Origin of the sequence: Halomonas hibernica, assembly GCF_013183775.1 — a bacterium.
Taxonomy (GTDB): domain Bacteria; phylum Pseudomonadota; class Gammaproteobacteria; order Pseudomonadales; family Halomonadaceae; genus Vreelandella; species Vreelandella citrativorans.
Genome location: NZ_VIFN01000008.1, coordinates 1 through 17708 on the forward strand (window position 1 = coordinate 1; position 17708 = coordinate 17708).

Consider the following 17708-nt stretch of genomic DNA (forward strand, 5'->3'; position numbering starts at 1 on the left):
AACCGTGCTCGATAGGAATTAACGTCAAACTGCACATCGATGTCGATTCCCTCAGCCCGGCTGGGCGCGTCGTCCAGTGCAGTTTGCAACGCCAATACGCCTTCGACACGCCCAGCAATATAAATGTGGCTGCCTTGCTGCTCAAGCTGTGTCAACGTGACGGTAACACTGCCTCCTTCAGAGGTGTAAAGCGGCGGTACGGTGGTGCTACCGATCAGTTGTACCACGTGGGCATCGATAAGCTGGTTGTCTTCAACCGCCAGGCTAATAGACAACCCTTCGTAGGCGTCCCTTTGATCAGGCTCGACAAACCCTGTGATAGTGATTTGGCGTTGATCGCCAACCTCTACAAAAGAAGCATTGGAGTCACGGCCCTGGCTCAGCACAAACCACTCCCGCGGCTCGCCGTCCAGCATGCCTTCAATAGTGTCAGACTGTGCGGTTAATGGAAGCCAACCGATTAACACCAGAATGATCCATTGATTCCATTTCATCATTTTCAGCCTGCCTTCCAGCGGGTCACTAATGGCTTTCGTGGGCTGATACCAAACGCCCGTTTATTTTTCATCTACGACTTTAGACTAGCTTGCACTCCACTATTCACTGCTACAAGCCCAATCATTCAATAGTTGAATAGGGTCTATCACTATTTCGATTGTATGACGCATTCAACACTCTCTATGTTAATAGGATAGCTTACAAGCTGACCGTGTCTGCTTTGCTGTCTCGCCAATAGCGTTTAGACGGTAATGTGAACAATAAAATTATCAATAAGACGGGAACGATTATGGCGCTCAAAAAAAAGATACTGGCCACTATTATCGGTGCAACTGTTGCGGGTAGTGCAATGCTCCCTTTGACAGCAAACGCTGAAACGTTGCGCATTGGCTACTCCGCCGATCCGGAAACGCTTGATATTCACGAACAACTTTCCGGCGGTATGCTGCGTTTCTCCCACTTGGCGTTTGATCCTCTCGTCCGCTGGACCAAGGACTTTCAGTTTGAGCCCCGCTTGGCAACTGAATGGGTACAAACAGACGATACGCATATGCGCATGACGCTTCGTGAAGGCGTCAAGTTTCATTCGGGTAACGAGCTGACGGCTGAAGACGTGGTATGGACGATTGAGCGCTTAAAAGAGAGCCCTGACTACCGCGCCATTTTTGAGCCCATTGCTACCGCCGAAGCGGTTGATGACTACACGGTGGAAATCACGACGACGACCCCCTATCCGCTGTTGCTCAACCTGGCGACCTACATTTTTCCCATGGATAGCCAGTTCTATACCGGTGAAACCGAAAATGGCGTCGATAAAGCGGAGATCGTAAAAGCAGGCAACTCGTTTGCTTCACGCAATGTTTCCGGTACCGGCCCGTTCGTTCTTACTGACCGTCGCCAAGGCGTGCGTGTCGATTTTGAGCGCTTTGAAGATTATTGGGATACTGAAAGCGAAGGCAATGTCTCAAGCATTGTACTCACGCCGATTGCGGAAAACGCCGCGCGCGTAGCAGCCTTGCTCTCGGGCGGCGTCGACTTTATTGACGCTGTGCCGCCGAATGATCTGGAGCGCGTTCGTGAAGCAAGTGATGTTGAGCTTTTCGAAGTACCGGGCACGCGTATTATCGGCTTCCAGCTTAACGAAGAACAAGTTGAAGCCTTCAAAGACGTGCGCGTTCGTCAAGCCGTTGACCTTGCCATCAATCAGGAAGGCATCGCTGATCGCTTAATGCGTGGCTTTGCGACACCTGCTGGGCAGTTTTCACCGGAAGGCTACTCCGGTCACAACCCGGATCTGGTACCACGCTATGACCTGACCCGCGCTCAAGAGCTAATGGCGGAAGCGGGTTATGAAGATGGCTTTAGCGTTGACATGATTGCGCCCAACAATCGCTACGTCAACGACGCACAAATTGCCCAAGCGGTAGCGAACATGCTATCGCGTATCAATATCAACGTTAACCTGCGCACCATGCCGCTCGCCCAGTACTGGCCAGAGTATGATACCCGTCAATCGGATATCGCCATGCTTGGCTGGCATTCGGATACTGAAGATACTGCCAACTTCTTCCAGTACCTCACCTTCTGTATTGATGAAGAGAGCGGTGCGGGCCAATACAACTATGGCAATTACTGCAATGAAGAGATCGACGCGCTGGTCACTGAAGCCGACAGCGTAACCGATCTTGAGCGACGCAATGAAATGCTGCGTGAAGCAGAAGCCATGCTGTATGAAGATGTTGGTTTTATTACGCTGCATTGGCAGAACCTTGCGTATGCCGCTGCCGAAGGCGTTGAGATTGAACCTGTCGTTAACGCCATCGACTTCCCCTACTTGGGCGATCTCGTTATTAACCGCTAAGTTTGACTAACGGTTTGTAAATTGCCTGCACGGATGCTTCGCTCTCCAGCCAACTGGAGGGCGAAGCGCTTGTTGTGTCAAAACCCATTGCGAAATGTTTAACGGCACTGACCTCTACTTCCTTTGCTAAACACTATTACATAGGTGGCGTACGCCATGATTGCCTTTTTAATCAAGCGGCTGATGCACGCGGTATTGGTGATGTTCATCATCAGCGTGCTGGCCTTCGCCATCCAGGATAACCTGGGTGACCCGATACAGCAGATGGTTGGACAATCGGTCCCCGAAAGTGAACGAGAAGCCCTACGCGAGCGCTTGGGCCTTAATGATTCATTCATGGTGCAGTATGTACGCTTTGCCAAAAACGCTGTGCAAGGCGACTTTGGTAACTCCTACTTCTACCGCGAGCCAGCGCTCAGCGTTATTGCACGCCACCTGCCTGCAACGCTTGAGCTCGTCTTTGCGGCCACCTTAATTATCGTGGTTTTTTCGGCACCTATCGGGGTATACAGCGCCATTAAACCACGCTCGATTATCTCGCGGTTTTTTATGGGGGCATCGATTATCGGTATTTCGATTCCGGTGTTCTTAACTGCGATTGTATTAATTCAAATTTTTGCTATCGGCATTACCGTCTCAATTTTTCCCGAAGGGACCGCGTGGGGGGCCTGGTTAAACAGTGCGCTATCCACTCAAGGTAATATGCCCTCGTTTGGGCGCGGTTATGACCTGGTGCACGTGTTTGGCTATTGGGATACCAACCTGGCCACCTGGAGCGGCCTGCAACACCTGGTGCTGCCCGCCATTTCACTCGCCTCTATCATGCTGCCGCTGTTTATTCGCTTGATCCGCGCTGAAATGATGGAAGTACTGCAGTCTGAATACGTCAAGTACGCCCGCGCCAAGGGTATTTCAATGCGCCGCGTCTATTTTGTCCACGCGCTTAAAAACACCATGTTACCGGTGATCACCGTAGGCGGAGTTCAAATCGGCACGATGGTGGCTTACACCATTCTGACCGAAACCGTGTTCCAGTGGCCGGGCATGGGCCTGATGTTTTTGGACGCGATCAACCGGGCTGATATCCCGCTAATCGTGGCCTATCTAATGATTGTCGGTGTCATTTTCGTGGTGACCAACACCATCGTGGATTTGATTTACGGCTTTGTGAACCCCACCGTAAAACTGACGGGTAAACCCGCATGACGATGACAACAAAGAGCGTGCCCAAGAGCAAATCGCCCAGCCATTTCCAACGCTTTCGCGACTCCTATTTATGGTACAGCTTCAAGAGTGACCGCACGGCACAGCTCTGCCTGGCGGTATTTATCTGCCTGGTAGTGGCTGCCTTTGCCGCGCCTCTTATTGCACCTACCGATCCCTACGATTTGCGTCAGATCGATATTATGGCCTCCGAATTGCCACCGTTCTGGGTCGACGGAGCGGACGAACGCTACTCGCTGGGCACCGATGCCCAGGGCCGAGACCTTTGGTCGATTATTTTGTACGGTACGCGGGTATCGCTTTTGATCGGCTTTGGTGCGGTGATCTTGCAGGCACTTTTAGGCGTAACGTTTGGCCTAATGGCAGGCTATTTGGGCGGCCGTGTGGATGCTTTTTTTATGCGTCTGGCGGATATTCAGCTGTCATTTTCCACCTTGATGGTGGCTATCGTGGTCGGTGCTGTGGTGAAGGCCACCCTGGGTAGCTCATTTTATAGTCAATACGCGGTACTGATGCTGGTACTGATTATTGGCTTGGCCGAGTGGCCACAATACGCCCGTACCGTGCGCGCTTCCGTACTTGCCGAGAAAAACAAGGAGTACGTAGACGCTGCACGAGTAATGGGACTCCGCAGCAAACGGATCATGTTCCGCCATGTGCTGCCTAATACGTTATCGCCTATTTTCGTTATTTCTACCGTGCAAATTGCCAACGCCATTATTTCTGAAGCGGCGCTGTCGTTTTTGGGCCTGGGGATGCCCGAGACCCACCCATCGCTTGGTTCGTTAATCAAGGCAGGCTTTGACTACATTCAATCAGGCTCCTGGTGGATCACGCTAATTCCCGGTGCGGTACTGGTAGTGCTGGTGCTGTCTATCAATCTATTGGGCGACTGGCTGCGCGATGTCATGAACCCACGACTCTATAAAGGCTGAGGGCACCATGGCATTACTTGAAGTTTCCCAACTGGATGTACGGTTTGGCCTGCGCCAAGGCGAAGTACGTGCACTGCGTGACGTTAGCTTTACGCTAGAGCGCGGTGAACGTTTAGGCATTGTAGGCGAGTCTGGTGCTGGCAAATCGGTTGCGGCGTTTTCGCTGCTTAACCTGATTGCCAAGCCCGGATTTATTGCCGGTGGCAGTATTACGTTTGAAGGACAAACGCTGAATACCATGTCGGAGCGCGGGCTGCGTAAAATACGTGGCAACCGAATCTCAATGATCTTCCAGGACCCAATGATGACGCTGAACCCAGTGTTATCGATTGGCGCTCAAATGGTGGAGTGTCTAAAAGCTCACCGACGAATTTCCTCTAAAGAGGCCCGCGCCATTGCACTGGATAAATTACGCCAGGTGCAAATTCCCTCACCGGAAAAGCGTCTGGAACAATACCCTCATGAACTTTCCGGCGGCATGCGGCAGCGCATTATTATTGCCATTGCGTTGCTGCTTGACCCGGACATCATTATTGCCGATGAGCCGACAACGGCACTGGATGTTACCATTCAGGCAGAAATCATGGCGCTACTGCTGGATCTCTGCGAACAGCACAATGTCGGGCTTATTTTGATTACTCACGACCTTGGCGTCGTGAGTCAGGTCACTCAACGCATGCTGGTCATGTATGCTGGCCGCGTGATTGAGCAAGGACCCACGCGTGAGATCATTAATGACCCGCAGCATCCTTACACCCAAGGGCTGATTAATGCCCTGCCCCAGATGGCAACGCCTGGTGAAAGACTGAATCAGATCCGTGGCAGTATGCCTTCGCTTTCCAATCTACCCAGCGGCTGCGCCTTTCACCCGCGCTGCGACTTTATTAAGCGCGCCGATGGGCAAACCCGCCCCGCTTGTATTGAGCAAGTGCCCGGATTTGTACAAGCGGGCAACTGCCAGGTAGCTTGCCATATGGTGGCTGAACTGCTGGAAGATCGTCGTTTAAAGGAGGAAAGCCAATGAGTACGCAGGCAAGTGCGATGGCAGAGCATCACATTCCCGCTGAAAACGTCGAAGAAGCCCAGACACTTCTGCAAATCCGCGATCTCAAAAAGCGGTTTTCGCTGTCAGGCGACTTTCTTGATCAGCTGCGATTTAAAGGCGGCAAGCTCGTTCGTCACCAGGAACACGTACACGCTATTAATGGCGTGAACCTGGAGATAATGCGTGGCGAAGCACTCTGCGTCGTCGGCGAATCCGGCTGCGGCAAATCGACCGTTGCCCGTACAGTCATGGGGCTCATTACGCCATCTGAAGGCGAGATTCACTATGATGGTCAGCGCATTGACCATTTAAGCTCGCGCCAATTGCTGCCGTATCGCAAGCGCATGCAGATGATTTTCCAGAACCCTTACGCATCGCTTAATCCGCGGATGACCATCCAGCAAACACTAGAAGAGCCACTGCGCTTGCACCACCCCGCATGGAACCGCCAGCAGATCGCCGATAAGGTCGAAGAGGTAATGAGCTCGGTGGGCATTGACCCAGATTGGGGTAAGCGATTTGGTCATGAATTCTCCGGCGGCCAGCGTCAACGTATTGCCATTGCGCGAGCGCTGGCAGTGGACCCTGAGTTTATTGTTGCTGATGAGCCCATTTCAGCGCTGGATGTCTCGATTCAGGCACAGGTGCTGAACCTGTTGATGGAAGCCCAGCACGCGCGCAATTTGACCTACCTGTTTATTACCCATGACCTTGCGGTAGTGGAGCATTTTGGTACGCGGGTTGCCGTGATGTATCTGGGCACCGTGTGCGAAATAGCCACGACCTCGACTCTATTCGCCAAGCCCCGCCACCCCTACACCCAAGCACTCCTTTCATCTATTCCGCGCCTTGAAGATGACCGGCCACAACATATTCGCCTTAAAGGTGAGGTGCCAACGCCGGTTAACTTACCGAGCGGCTGTGTTTTTCATGGTCGCTGCCCGTATGCCAATGCGCGCTGCATTCAAGAAATCCCGCAATTAAAAATGCAGGATGACGGCACGCGTGTAGCCTGCCACGCTGTTGAGGAAGGCCGCCTATGAAGCGTAGGCATTTACTGGCCAGTCACGCCATCTCACTGCGAGGTAAAGCATGGAAATTCGCTGGCTAGAAGACTTTATTGCCCTGGCCAGGACTCGGCACTTTTCACGTGCCGCCGATGATCAAAACGTAACCCAGCCGACCTTCTCTAGACGGATTAAACTGTTGGAAGAAGAGATGGGTATTACGCTCATTAATCGCCAAACGCTACCGCTTTCGTTAACCCCCGCCGGTGAGGAGTTCCTCACCTTATGCGAACAGGTAACGGAGCGCGTTCGTTTAACGCGTGATCGATTGCGCGAGATTAATGCCGGTCAACAGCGGCGCATTATGGTGGCCGCCCCGCAAAGCCTACTGGGGAATTTCCTGCCTGAATGGCTAGCGTCTACCGGCTGGCAGGACCATGTACAGCCCTACCTGCGCGCTACCGGGTGGATTGCTCACGACTATTTTCAAGCGTTAATGCGCGCAGAGTGCGACCTGGCTATCTGTTACTGGCCTGTCGGGCGATGTGACCTGGATATCGATACAAGCGCTTGTACCTATCGGGTGATCGGCCATGAGCGGCTAATTCCCGTGACAGGCCTTGCCCCTCAAGGCGAGCCTTGTACCGTTTTGCCAGGCACACGCCAACAGCCCTCGCCTTGGCTTGCCTACCCCAAGCGAGGCCTGCTGGGCTCTGCGATAAAGGCACACCTGGCCAGATTACCTCAAAGCACCCACCTAGTGGCACAAAGTGAAAACCTGTACGCGGCAGGTATAAAAGAGCTGGTACTGCTGGGATATGGCATGAGCTGGCTGCCAGAGCGCAACGTTTCACAGGAGCTCGCCCAAGGCACCCTTGTCAGAGCAGGCGATAGCCGCTGGGATGTGCCCATGGAGCTGCGCCTATACCGCCATCAGCATCAGCACCATGCAGAACTAGACAAACTCTGGAGCGAACTCGCCCCGTCACGTAGTTAACAGGATAGATTTTCATGTCAACAACGCTTTTTAACCTGCAGCTTGATCATATCGTTCATTTACAGCATGCCTATGAGCAGGTGTTAGCAAAGTACGGTTTTGACAGTCTGGTGATTTATAGCGGCCACGCCAGCCATCATTTTGCTGACGATCATGCCGCCTCTTTCCAAACCTATGGCCATTTTATGCACTGGGTAGGCCTTGCGGACATTCAGCACAGCTGGCTAGTCATTGAGCCTGGTAAAAAACCGCAGTTTTATCTGCATGCGCCCGCTGATTTTTGGCATCAGCCTACTCAGCTACCCGATGAGCCTTGGCTATCCGTCATTGATGTACATCAGTGTGCCCACGCACGCGCACCTCATTTAGAGGGCCGCAGCGCCGTCATCGGCGATATAGCAAGCACGGCGCCCGATATTCAGCAAGCGCTGAACGCTGAAACAGCCCCTGATGAGGTTGTGCGAGCGCTTGATGAACTTCGCATGTTCAAAACACCTTACGAAGTTGCCTGTCTACGAGAAGCCAATCACCTTGCAATGGCAGGTCACGAGGCCGCCCAAGCCGCCTTTATTGGCGCTTCAGGCGAACTCGATATTCAACTGGCCTACCTAGCGGCTAGCCGACAGCGCGAATCTAACGTTCCCTACCAGAATATTATTGGTTTGAATGGACATGCAGGCGTCCTGCACTACCAACATTACGACATAACACCACCCAGCCAGCGCTACAGCTTGTTAGTAGATGCCGGGCGACGCTTTAGAGGGTACTGCGCAGATATCACCCGCACCCACGCAGGGCCTGATGCCCCCGCGATTTTTGAAGAGCTGGTAACGGCACTACATCATCTAAAAGATGACATTATTAGTCGCATCGAACCGGATACCTCTTTTGTTGAGCTACACCAACAAATGCACCAAGCCCTGGGAAGCGTTCTCGTTGCCCATGACATATTTAAAGGCACCGGCGAGCAAGCGGTAAGCGAAGGGGTCACTCGCGCCTTCTGCCCACACGGTTTAGGTCACTCCCTGGGGCTTCAAGTGCATGACGTAGCCGGTTTACGTCACCCTGATGGCTCAGCGGCCCCCGCCCCAAGCGAACATCCCGCCCTGCGCTTAACGCGTATTTTGAGACCCGGCATGGTGGTAACCGTTGAGCCAGGACTCTACTTTATTCCGATGCTCCTAAACCCGTTGCGCGACACATCGCTTCCAATTAACTGGACGCTGGTGGATCAGTTAATGTCCTGTGGTGGTATTCGTATCGAGGATAACGTAGTGGTCACTGAAAATGGTTACGATAATCTGACCCCATAAGGCCCGTAACAGAACCTGTTGTTAAGCCGTAACAAAAACACCCGGCGCAAGGCCGGGTGTTAGATGATATTTTGAAGCTGGCTTATACCTTAGAAACGGAACGTCACGCCACCGCCGATGGTGACCGGGTCCATATCGACTTTACCGATATGCTCGCCATCACGTTTGATCTCGCCATCAACATCCGCATAGCTTACGTAGCCATTCAGTAACACGTTCTGGGTGACTGCTAAATCCACACCGGCTTGGCCGATAGCGCCATAGCTTCTGCGTACGTCAATATTGTCAGGACCACCCGAGAAGCGTGTGTAGTTAAGACCTGCGCCAACGTACGGCTGAACACGTGAATCCAGCCCACCCATGGGGTAGTAATTTACCAATAGATTTACGGGTAAGCGGTCAATGCTTCCCAGGTCTTGTGATGCCGCATTGAGCTGATGTTCAAACTTTTCAGAACTATTAAGCTCAACACCCACTTTATCAGTAAATAGATAGCCAGCGCCGAACGTGAAGCCTGTCTCGCTTTGAACGTTCAGTGACTCTCCATTGATATTACCGTTGCCTGATCCTGTATCGGTTTGAGCGACGCCACCACGAACAAATGCATCGCCAGCGTTGTACGCTAAGGCAGCCTGGCTTGCCAGTGCTAAGCCAGCAGTTACCACAGCGGCTGAAATTAATTTCATATTGCTCATTAGGTTCACCCTCTATGCATTTTAGCTTGGGATTGGTGCCGACCAACCGGCTTACCTATACAATATATATCAATCGAACAGTGTTTCCAAATTTCTTGTGACATTCTTGTTATATGTTGAAAATGTTAGTTCTTTTTCTTCAAACATAAAAAAAGCCCCCCGAAGGGGACCCAAGTGGAGCACGCCAGCTCACACGGTGTATCGCAAAACGGTCATTACCGTGGCGATGTAGCAAAGAAGGAAGAGCATCCAATGTGGCTAGTGGCGCTGTTCATTTGCTTCGTACTTACGATATAGCGAACCGCGTGCCAGCATCCTAAAAATCATTAAAATACAAAAATATACGCAAAGCGCCCGTACTCAACTCGCCTACTTAAATATCTCATGCGAAGAAAGTGCACCAACCCTGTTCGTGCTTAGGTAGTTTTGCCCCATAAAGGTACCGCGCGTATCCATTGAGTCTTGGTACTTCTATTCAACGCCATCGGAATTGGCTGTTGGCCCCGACACCTACCCTCACGTACACTTGTTTGAATATGTTTTCGACCCGTCGAGGCACTCTTCATGGCGTTTGACTCTACTTCTTCCTACATTGCCACTGATGCACTAAAGCAAGCGGTTAACGCGGCGATTGTTCTTGAACGGCCGTTGCTGATTAAGGGCGAGCCTGGCACCGGTAAAACCCTGCTCGCGGAAGAGCTGGCCGAGTCATTGGGCACTCAGCTAATTACCTGGCATATTAAATCCAGCACCAAGGCCGCCCAAGGGCTTTATGAGTACGATGCGGTTAGCCGGCTGCGCGATTCTCAGCTAGGTGTCGAAGGCGTGGAGAACGTGGCCAACTACATAAAGCCCGGCAAGCTGTGGGAAGCCTTTACGGCCGATGAACGTGTCGTGCTTTTGATCGACGAGATAGACAAGGCCGATATCGAGTTTCCGAACGACTTGCTCCAGGAACTGGATCGCATGGAGTTCCACGTTTACGAGACCGGTGAAACGATCCGAGCCGATCAACGCCCCATTATTATCATCACGTCCAATAATGAAAAAGAGCTACCCGATGCATTTCTGCGCCGCTGCTTTTTTCATTACATTGAATTTCCCGACCGAGCCACTCTGCAGGCGATAGTGGATGTGCACTTTCCGGATATTGCACCGCGGCTGGTCGGCGAAGCGCTGAACGTATTTTTCGAACTACGTGATGCGCCCGGCCTTAAGAAAAAACCTTCAACCTCTGAACTGGTTGATTGGCTTAAGCTGCTAATGGCGGATGAAATTGCCCAGGAAGCGCTCTACAACCGCGACCCAGCCAAGGCACTGCCGCCCATGGCCGGCGCACTGGTTAAAAACGAGCAGGATACCCAACTGCTTGAACGCCTGGCGTTTATGTTACGCCGTCAGAAAGGCACAGGTCGTTAAGCCATGTTTATTGGTCTGTTCGAAACCTTAAAGCGTGCGGGCGTGCCTGTTTCGCTGCGTGAGTTATTGGACCTGCACGCGGTGGTTGAACGTGGCGTCATATTTGCTGATATGGAAGCATTTTACCAAGTCGCTCGCACGGTAATGGTTAAAGACGAACGCCACTTTGACCGCTTTGATCGTGCGTTTGCTGCCTGGTTTAAAGGCCTTGAAGACATGGACGCCGCCATTGAGGCGTTGATTCCCGATGACTGGCTGCGCCGAGAATTTGAAAAGCAGCTGTCAAATGAAGAGAAAGCCAACATTGAATCGCTCGGCGGCCTGGAAGCGCTGATCGACACCTTTAAAAAACGCCTGGAGGAGCAAAAAGAGCGCCATGCAGGCGGTAACAAGTGGATTGGCACAGGCGGCACTAGCCCATTTGGCGCCTATGGCTATAACCCTGAAGGCATTCGTATCGGCCAGGAAGGCTCACGCCATCGCCGCGCAACAAAGGTCTGGGATGAACGGCGCTTTCGCGACTATGACGATTCGCTGGAGCTGGGTACCCGCAATATCAAAATGGCGCTGCGCCGATTACGCAAGTTCGCCCGCCAGGGTGCTGTGGAAGAGTTCGATGTCGACAGCACCATTCGAGAAACAGCGCGTGATGGGGGCTTACTAAACGTTCAGATGCGCCCTGAGCGCCACAACGCCGTTAAGGTGCTGCTGTTTCTGGATGTAGGCGGCTCCATGGATGACCACATTCGCGTTTGTGAGGAGCTGTTTTCGGCTGCCCGATCTGAATTCAAGCACCTTGAACACTACTACTTTCATAACTGTTTTTACGAAGGGGTCTGGCGACATAATTCAAGACGCGGCAGCGAGCGCATCCCCACCATGGACGTGCTCCACACTTACGGCGCGGATTATCAGGTAGTCATCGTGGGCGATGCGGCCATGTCACCTTATGAGATTACTCACCGAGGTGGCAGTGTCGAGCATTTTAATGAAGAGCCCGGCGGCACATGGCTGAAACGCGTCTGCGAGACCTTTCCCCACTTGGCATGGCTTAACCCCATGCCACCTCGCGCTTGGGAGTACACGTATTCCACGCAGTTGATTCGTGACATTATTGAGGACCGCATGTACCCCATGACACTGGAAGGGCTGGAAAGCGCCATGCGCGAGCTGGCCAAAAAGTAGCCTCGGCCAGCTCACAGGATAAGCATGCTCAGAGCGTTGCGGGAAACTGGTTCAAGCCGTTTAGAAAGTCCTGTTTGGCGCTTTCAAATGCTTTTGGGTCGTGCTTAAAGCGTCGTAAAATGAGCGCCTCATCCAACGCAACGGTCGCGGCCAGCTCGCCTGCATTACTGGCCGGATGGCGGCCGCTTAAGCCAATGCGTTTGCTGTCAGCGCCATCAAACCAGCGCTTGATACCGCTCGCCTGATAAACCGCCTCCTGCTCCGCATTATCCACCTCAACGCGCAGCGGCGCTTTAAGCGCCAATTCACTGATAAGCCGCTGCTTGGCGCCTTGCTCAAACTCGCAGGCGTGAGTAATCGTCATGCCTTCGCCCGCCTCATCCAATACCAACAGCGCCAGCGACAACGGCTTACCAGCTCCATCAACACCCGCCACCAAACGGGCTATTTCCTGCGTAAACAGCACCTTGCGCGTACCGGCAAACACCACCAGCGGGGTTAATCCTGCCTGCTGACCATAAACGCTAGCGCACAGTTGCGCTAAACAGGCATCTCGCTGCCCCGCTTCTTTAATCTGAACTACCTTCATGACGCTCTCTTTAAGCTGTTGCTAGCCGTATTAGCTACGTTAATGCATGTAAACTGATCGGGATACGAATAGTCACGCAATTGAGCACTTTTGCTGCCCGCTGGAGGTTAAATGCCTCAGTTTATCAACTGATCCGACACTACCCAAACCGGACTTCACAGGAAGTCACATGGTGATAGATGATCACTACGTGTTTATCTCGGGTCTAACCGTTGCTGACCTTTCTAACGACCACGATGCCAAAGGCGATATCAAGGAAGAAACGCGCCTAGTGATTCGCGAGCTTGCACGCATGCTGAACCAAGAAGAAGGCAGCTTAGCGGATGTGGTGCGTGTTGACATCCATTTGGCTGATTTAAAAGATATCAGCTCGATGGACGCTATTTATTCCGAATTCTTTTGGCCGGGTTGTTACTCGGCCCGTACGTGCACTGAATCGCCCTCTATCTACGGCGGTAGTCGCCTTGAAATTACCCTAATGGCTAAATGCGTTAGCGATTCGGAGCTCTAGCTACTTTGCAGCACAAAAAGCCAACTGAATGGCCTTTTGTGTACTCGTCTCTAGAAAGAACTTGTTTTACAAACTTGCCAACATACCAGTGGGATAGGTAAGCGTCAGCAGATTTGCCACCCCTATTAAGAAGAGCGTCGCTCCAGCCGCTAAACCCACGGCAGCTATGGGCTTCATACGTGCCACCACCAGTAAGAAGCCAAGGCAAAATATGGCGGCGGCAAACAGGAAACCGAGCACCATCACGCCTCCAATCAACGCGAAGAAACCGGCGACCCAAAGCAACTGCTGACTTAATGTCTGAGTTTGCCACTTCATCGGTTTGATGACCGTTCTAACAATTTCCAGCACGCAGGCTGCCACGATAATGGCAATCGCCAACCGGGGCATGATGCCACCCAGCATGGAAAGATCCGCAAACGCCCACCACATATACGCGGCACCGGCTAACAGACTGCCCAGCAATACCACATCAATCACGCCCAGCGACAACGGAGCCACCTCTTCTTGAAGCGGATGAGCAGCAGACTCCTCGCTTTGACGGCGCTTTTGCAGGTAGTTACGTAAAGAGCGACGTAGCGGCGGAAGTAGCAGTGAGGCCGCAATCAGTGCGCCAATGATCAGTACGCCAGGCCGCATGAAGGCCTCAGCCCCCTGAAACTGGGCGGCTTGATAGAAGTATGCTTCAGCACCGGGCGCGAGCACAAAGCCAATCAAGAAGGCCGGGCGAGACCAGTTCGCCTGCTTGAACAGCACGCCAATCGCACCAATAATGCCGAGAGCAAGGAGATCCCCCAGCGAACGCGTTGCTTGATAGGCCGCAAAGAGAATCAAGATGGTAATCAGCGGTGCTAAAATCACGAACGGCACTCGCGTTAAACTCGCCACCGGACGCGCTAAGCCTAAACAGAGCGCAGCGCCTAAGATATTCGCTAAAGCTAACGACCAAATAATGGTGTACGTCAGATCAAGATTGGTCTCCAGCATACTAACCCCGGGCTGAAGGCCCAGCAGTAGCAAACCACCCAAGAACACCGCCGCCGTGCCAGACCCAGGAATACCAAACAGCAGCGTGGGCACCATTGCCCCGCAGGCACAGGCGTTGTTAGCAGATTCGGGCGCAATCACACCACGAATATCGCCTTTACCGAACTGTGATTTATCCTTGGCGCTCTGCACCGCATGGCCATAGGTGAGCCAATCCACCACTGAACCCGCCAGGCCAGGAATCGTGCCCATCAAGCTGCCAATGCCCGCGCAGCGAGCCACCAACCCAGGCCGTTTGGCTACATCCTTGACGCCCTCTTTCCAGCCTTTGCCCAATTGGCAGGGCTGCTCGGCAATTGCGCCGCGCTTCACTAATAAATCAATGATTTCAGGCAGTGCGAAAATACCTAACCCCACCACCACTAACGGCAATCCATCGTAGAGGTAGTCAATTTCAAACGGCAGCCGGAACTCCCCAGTGGCGGGTGCCATGCCAATGGTGCCCACCAGTAAGCCAACGCCGCAGGCAGCAATGCCTTTAAAAACATCTTTACCAGACAGAACCGCCACCATGGAAAGCCCCAGCAGCGTCAACATAAATAGCTCTGAGGAAGAGAACGACAGCACAACAGGCCGAGCAATGAGGATAAAGGCCGTCAACACCAGCGCACCGATAAGCCCACCGATCATTGACGACAGAAACGCGCTAGAGAGCGCTCGTGCCGCCTGCCCTTTTTTCGCCAACGCAAAGCCATCTACTACGGTGGCCTGGGAAGCGCTAGAGCCTGGAATGCCAAGCAGTACAGAGGCAAACGTATCGCCAGTGGGGATCACCGCCACTAAGCCCATTAGCATGCCCAGAGCAACGGAAGGCTCCATGCCATAAAGAAACGGTAACAGCAGCGACATGCCGGCTATGCCGCCAAGCCCAGGAATGATGCCCACAATCAGCCCAATCAGGACACCAATCACCATGTACAGCATATGGGGAACAGTAAACAACTGCCCCAAACTGGAGAATAAGACATCTATCATTGTATTGGCTCTTATGTTGTTTAATGTAAGGGAGCCCAAAAGCACTGCTTAAGCAGTTTTTTTAGTGTTCACTGGCGTGTTAAATACGGGCATCGTGCTGCTCTAGCAGCCACTCGACCAGCCACTGGCGTGTGGCATCATCCAACGACATGGCATCTTGCAGATGCTGCTCGACGACCTCACCGACCACCGGCGTGTAGGGGCCAAGCTGGGTCATGGCGGCTTCTTTAAAGTCTTCCGTATCCACAAAACGGCGAGCCGCGTCGCGATACTCCTGAATCAGCGCTTGTGGAGCATCGTTTGGCAGTAGGATCAACTTTTGCAGCGTGAACCCTGAGGCAAAGAACTTACGATACGCCTCGGCGGCGGGACTGCTAGGCGCTTCACCATGCAGGGTTTCATACACTTCATTGAAGGTTGGCAAGTCAGGAAAGGAAGGATCACGAACGATCTCGCCGCTGTCATTAAGCACGCCTAGGGAAAACAGCGGCACCGCTCGGCCGCTCTCTACCAGAGGCTCTACGCTGCTGAAATAGGCAGAGGTGGTCTGGAAATCGATATCGGCCTCGCCACGCTCAAAGGCTAACCGCCCTTCTCCACGGCTACGCATGCCCGAAACGGCTTGCACATCGGCCCCCAACAAATCAAGCGCAATCAATACCGGCAGCTCTAGCCCGGTATGGCTTTGCACGGCAAACTTAACGCGCTGGTTAGTTACCGCGTTCAGCACTTCCTCTGCGCTATCGCCTAGGCCAGGCTGGGCATAGACCACGCCGCCGGTGGGCGTCGCTAAAATCGGCGTCCAATCATCGTAGCTATAGCGTACTCGGCGGTCTTGCAGCATGGCAGGGTATTGGGTAGAGGCAGACGTGCCAATCCACTGGCTGCCATCCGAGTCCGCCCGCATGGCGAACAGATTACTGCCATTGATAGAGCCGCCGCCGGGTACGTTGTCAATCACCAACGTCGGGTTGCCTTGAATATTCTCGCTCATCCAGGTGGTGAAGAAGCGCGCCCATACGTCGGTTCCTCCGCCCACACCAAAGGGAATGGTCCAGCGGATGGTGTCAGGCACGTTCACATCGTCAGCTTGAGCATTCACACTGATAGCACCGAGCGTGGAACAAGCAACCACAAGTAGCGCTTTCTTGAACGTCTTTAGTGGCGTGTTTTTCAGAGTGGCCATGGTGATACTCCTGTTATTGATTATTGTCGGTCAGTCATAAAGGTAACGTTATTCAATCAACGGTTTCGATAACGTGTTGCCCCACTTTCTTTGGAGGGGTCGCGTAAAAAATTTGCCCGCTCATGATTTTGCGAGCCGTTCGAATGAGCGATACGCGTGCTAGGTCAAAGGCATTCTGCTGACGATATTCGGCCGTTAGCTCAATAGAGCCAGAAGGATGCTCCAGAACAATCTGTGACAGCAGTTGCCCAGCGGAAAGCTTATGAGTGCTCATGGCCATGTGATTGGCAATCGAGCCGGGCACGTTAATCGCCGCCACCACGGCCATCGCACCTGTCACGGCAATTGCTTTATGGCAGCGATGGGGCACAAAATAGCGCACATTCAGCGTGTGGGATGCTGCTTCAGCCGCTGAAATAAGTACCACCTTGGGCAGCACGCTCTGGCTAACATCACCCATTCCCATTCGTCGCCCCGCTTCACGGCGCAGGGTCTCCAAGCGGGTTAATAAGGCCGCGTTATTATCCAGCTCAACAGGCGACTCATGGCCGATTAACCCGACCGACTCAGCGCGCAGCAGCATAATCGGGGTGGCCGCATCAATACAGCTCACCTCGACACCTTCAATCTCATCGCAGGCGTTTCCGGTGGGTAGCAGCTGGCCCGTTTTACTGCCCATGATGTCTAGAAAGCTGAGCTGGATGCCCGCCGCACTGCCAGGAACGCCGCTAATGGTAACGCTACCTTCGTACTGCACCTGCTTACCCGGAGTGGGTACATGGCACTCAATCAACCGTTGGGTGTTCAGATTATGCACCTTCACTACGGTCGTACCGTCTTGGGGTTCCACCAGCCCTGTTTCGATGGCATAGGGCCCAACGGCAGAGAGCATGTTGCCGCAGTTCGGGTTAAAATCGACGCCCTTGTTCACTACGTCCACCTGAGCAAACAGGTAGTCAACGTCGGCATCCGGGTGTGATGAGCGCTCCACAATGGCCACTTTGCTGGTGAGCGGGTCGCCGCCTCCAATACCATCGATCTGTAGCGCATGGCCGGAGCCCATCAAACTCAGCAGAATATCAGCCTGCTGGGCCTGGTCACTGGGCAGATCTTTCATGCGAATAAAGGGGCCTCTAGAAGTGCCGCCCCGCATAATGACACAAGGAATGCTGTTCATATCGCTCCGCCATAGTTCGCGATGACTGTATGAACGAAGAATGT

At 53.1% G+C, this 17708-nt stretch carries 16 protein-coding genes; 10 read left to right on the forward strand and 6 right to left on the reverse strand.

Features of this window, described 5'->3' with window-relative positions:
- Positions 1–497, reverse strand: a 497-nt coding sequence (locus tag FKN99_RS12540) for a hypothetical protein (RefSeq protein WP_216658081.1), incomplete at its 3' end; no start/stop codon positions are given.
- 290 nt (positions 498–787) lie between these two features.
- Between FKN99_RS12540 and FKN99_RS12545 the strand changes: the two genes are divergently transcribed.
- The 7 genes from FKN99_RS12545 to pepQ all read left to right on the forward strand — a co-directional run bounded on the left by FKN99_RS12545 (position 788) and on the right by pepQ (position 8880).
- Complete coding sequence (locus tag FKN99_RS12545; RefSeq protein ID WP_172118202.1) at positions 788–2359, forward strand: ABC transporter substrate-binding protein; 1572 nt, start codon at positions 788–790, stop codon at positions 2357–2359.
- 156 nt (positions 2360–2515) lie between these two features.
- On the forward strand, positions 2516–3565 hold the full coding sequence (locus FKN99_RS12550; RefSeq protein WP_172118203.1) for an ABC transporter permease: 1050 nt from the start codon (positions 2516–2518) through the stop codon (positions 3563–3565).
- Positions 3562–4518 (forward strand): ABC transporter permease, encoded by a 957-nt coding sequence (locus FKN99_RS12555; protein WP_172118204.1) that lies wholly within the window; start codon positions 3562–3564, stop codon positions 4516–4518. The genes FKN99_RS12550 and FKN99_RS12555 overlap by 4 nt, the downstream gene beginning before the upstream one ends.
- A gap of 7 nt (positions 4519–4525) precedes the next feature.
- Positions 4526–5542 (forward strand): ABC transporter ATP-binding protein, encoded by a 1017-nt coding sequence (locus tag FKN99_RS12560; RefSeq protein WP_172118205.1) that lies wholly within the window; start codon positions 4526–4528, stop codon positions 5540–5542.
- Between the two features lie 17 nt (positions 5543–5559).
- A complete protein-coding gene (locus FKN99_RS12565) occupies positions 5560–6606 on the forward strand; it encodes an ABC transporter ATP-binding protein (RefSeq protein WP_172118343.1) in 1047 nt (348 codons plus the stop codon).
- Between the two features lie 49 nt (positions 6607–6655).
- Positions 6656–7567 carry a LysR family transcriptional regulator gene (locus FKN99_RS12570; RefSeq protein ID WP_172118206.1) on the forward strand — a complete coding sequence of 304 codons (912 nt, stop codon included), beginning with the start codon at positions 6656–6658 and terminating at the stop codon, positions 7565–7567.
- 14 nt (positions 7568–7581) lie between these two features.
- The gene (gene pepQ / locus FKN99_RS12575; RefSeq protein ID WP_172118207.1) at positions 7582–8880 is read left to right on the forward strand and encodes a Xaa-Pro dipeptidase; all 1299 of its coding nucleotides are present in this window, start codon (positions 7582–7584) and stop codon (positions 8878–8880) included.
- An 89-nt stretch (positions 8881–8969) separates the two neighbouring features.
- Here the strand turns inward: pepQ and FKN99_RS12580 are convergent, their stop codons facing one another.
- Complete coding sequence (locus FKN99_RS12580; RefSeq protein ID WP_172118208.1) at positions 8970–9575, reverse strand: OmpW/AlkL family protein; 606 nt, start codon at positions 9573–9575, stop codon at positions 8970–8972.
- A gap of 564 nt (positions 9576–10139) precedes the next feature.
- Here FKN99_RS12580 and FKN99_RS12585 point away from each other — a divergent pair.
- Together FKN99_RS12585 and FKN99_RS12590 are read left to right on the forward strand one after the other, a co-directional pair.
- Positions 10140–10994: an AAA family ATPase gene (locus FKN99_RS12585; RefSeq protein ID WP_172118209.1), complete on the forward strand. Its 855-nt coding sequence runs from the start codon at positions 10140–10142 to the stop codon at positions 10992–10994.
- 3 nt (positions 10995–10997) lie between these two features.
- Entirely contained in the window at positions 10998–12179 is a 1182-nt protein-coding gene (locus FKN99_RS12590; RefSeq protein WP_172118210.1) for a vWA domain-containing protein, read from the forward strand.
- A 28-nt stretch (positions 12180–12207) separates the two neighbouring features.
- Here the strand turns inward: FKN99_RS12590 and FKN99_RS12595 are convergent, their stop codons facing one another.
- Positions 12208–12768 (reverse strand): hypothetical protein, encoded by a 561-nt coding sequence (locus FKN99_RS12595; protein WP_172118211.1) that lies wholly within the window; start codon positions 12766–12768, stop codon positions 12208–12210.
- Positions 12769–12937: 169 nt separating this feature from the next.
- On the opposite strand from FKN99_RS12595, the gene FKN99_RS12600 reads away from it, so the two are divergent.
- Entirely contained in the window at positions 12938–13279 is a 342-nt protein-coding gene (locus tag FKN99_RS12600) for a RidA family protein (protein WP_172118212.1), read from the forward strand.
- Between the two features lie 66 nt (positions 13280–13345).
- On the opposite strand, the gene FKN99_RS12605 is transcribed toward FKN99_RS12600, so the two are convergent.
- The 3 genes from FKN99_RS12605 to FKN99_RS12615 form a co-directional block, all read right to left on the reverse strand.
- Positions 13346–15301, reverse strand: a complete 1956-nt coding sequence (locus FKN99_RS12605) for a tripartite tricarboxylate transporter permease (protein WP_172118213.1) — start codon at positions 15299–15301, stop codon at positions 13346–13348.
- 79 nt (positions 15302–15380) lie between these two features.
- Complete coding sequence (locus FKN99_RS12610; RefSeq protein WP_216658082.1) at positions 15381–16487, reverse strand: type 2 periplasmic-binding domain-containing protein; 1107 nt, start codon at positions 16485–16487, stop codon at positions 15381–15383.
- A gap of 52 nt (positions 16488–16539) precedes the next feature.
- On the reverse strand, positions 16540–17664 hold the full coding sequence (locus tag FKN99_RS12615; RefSeq protein WP_172118214.1) for a 4-oxalomesaconate tautomerase: 1125 nt from the start codon (positions 17662–17664) through the stop codon (positions 16540–16542).
- Positions 17665–17708: the final 44 nt, after the last annotated feature.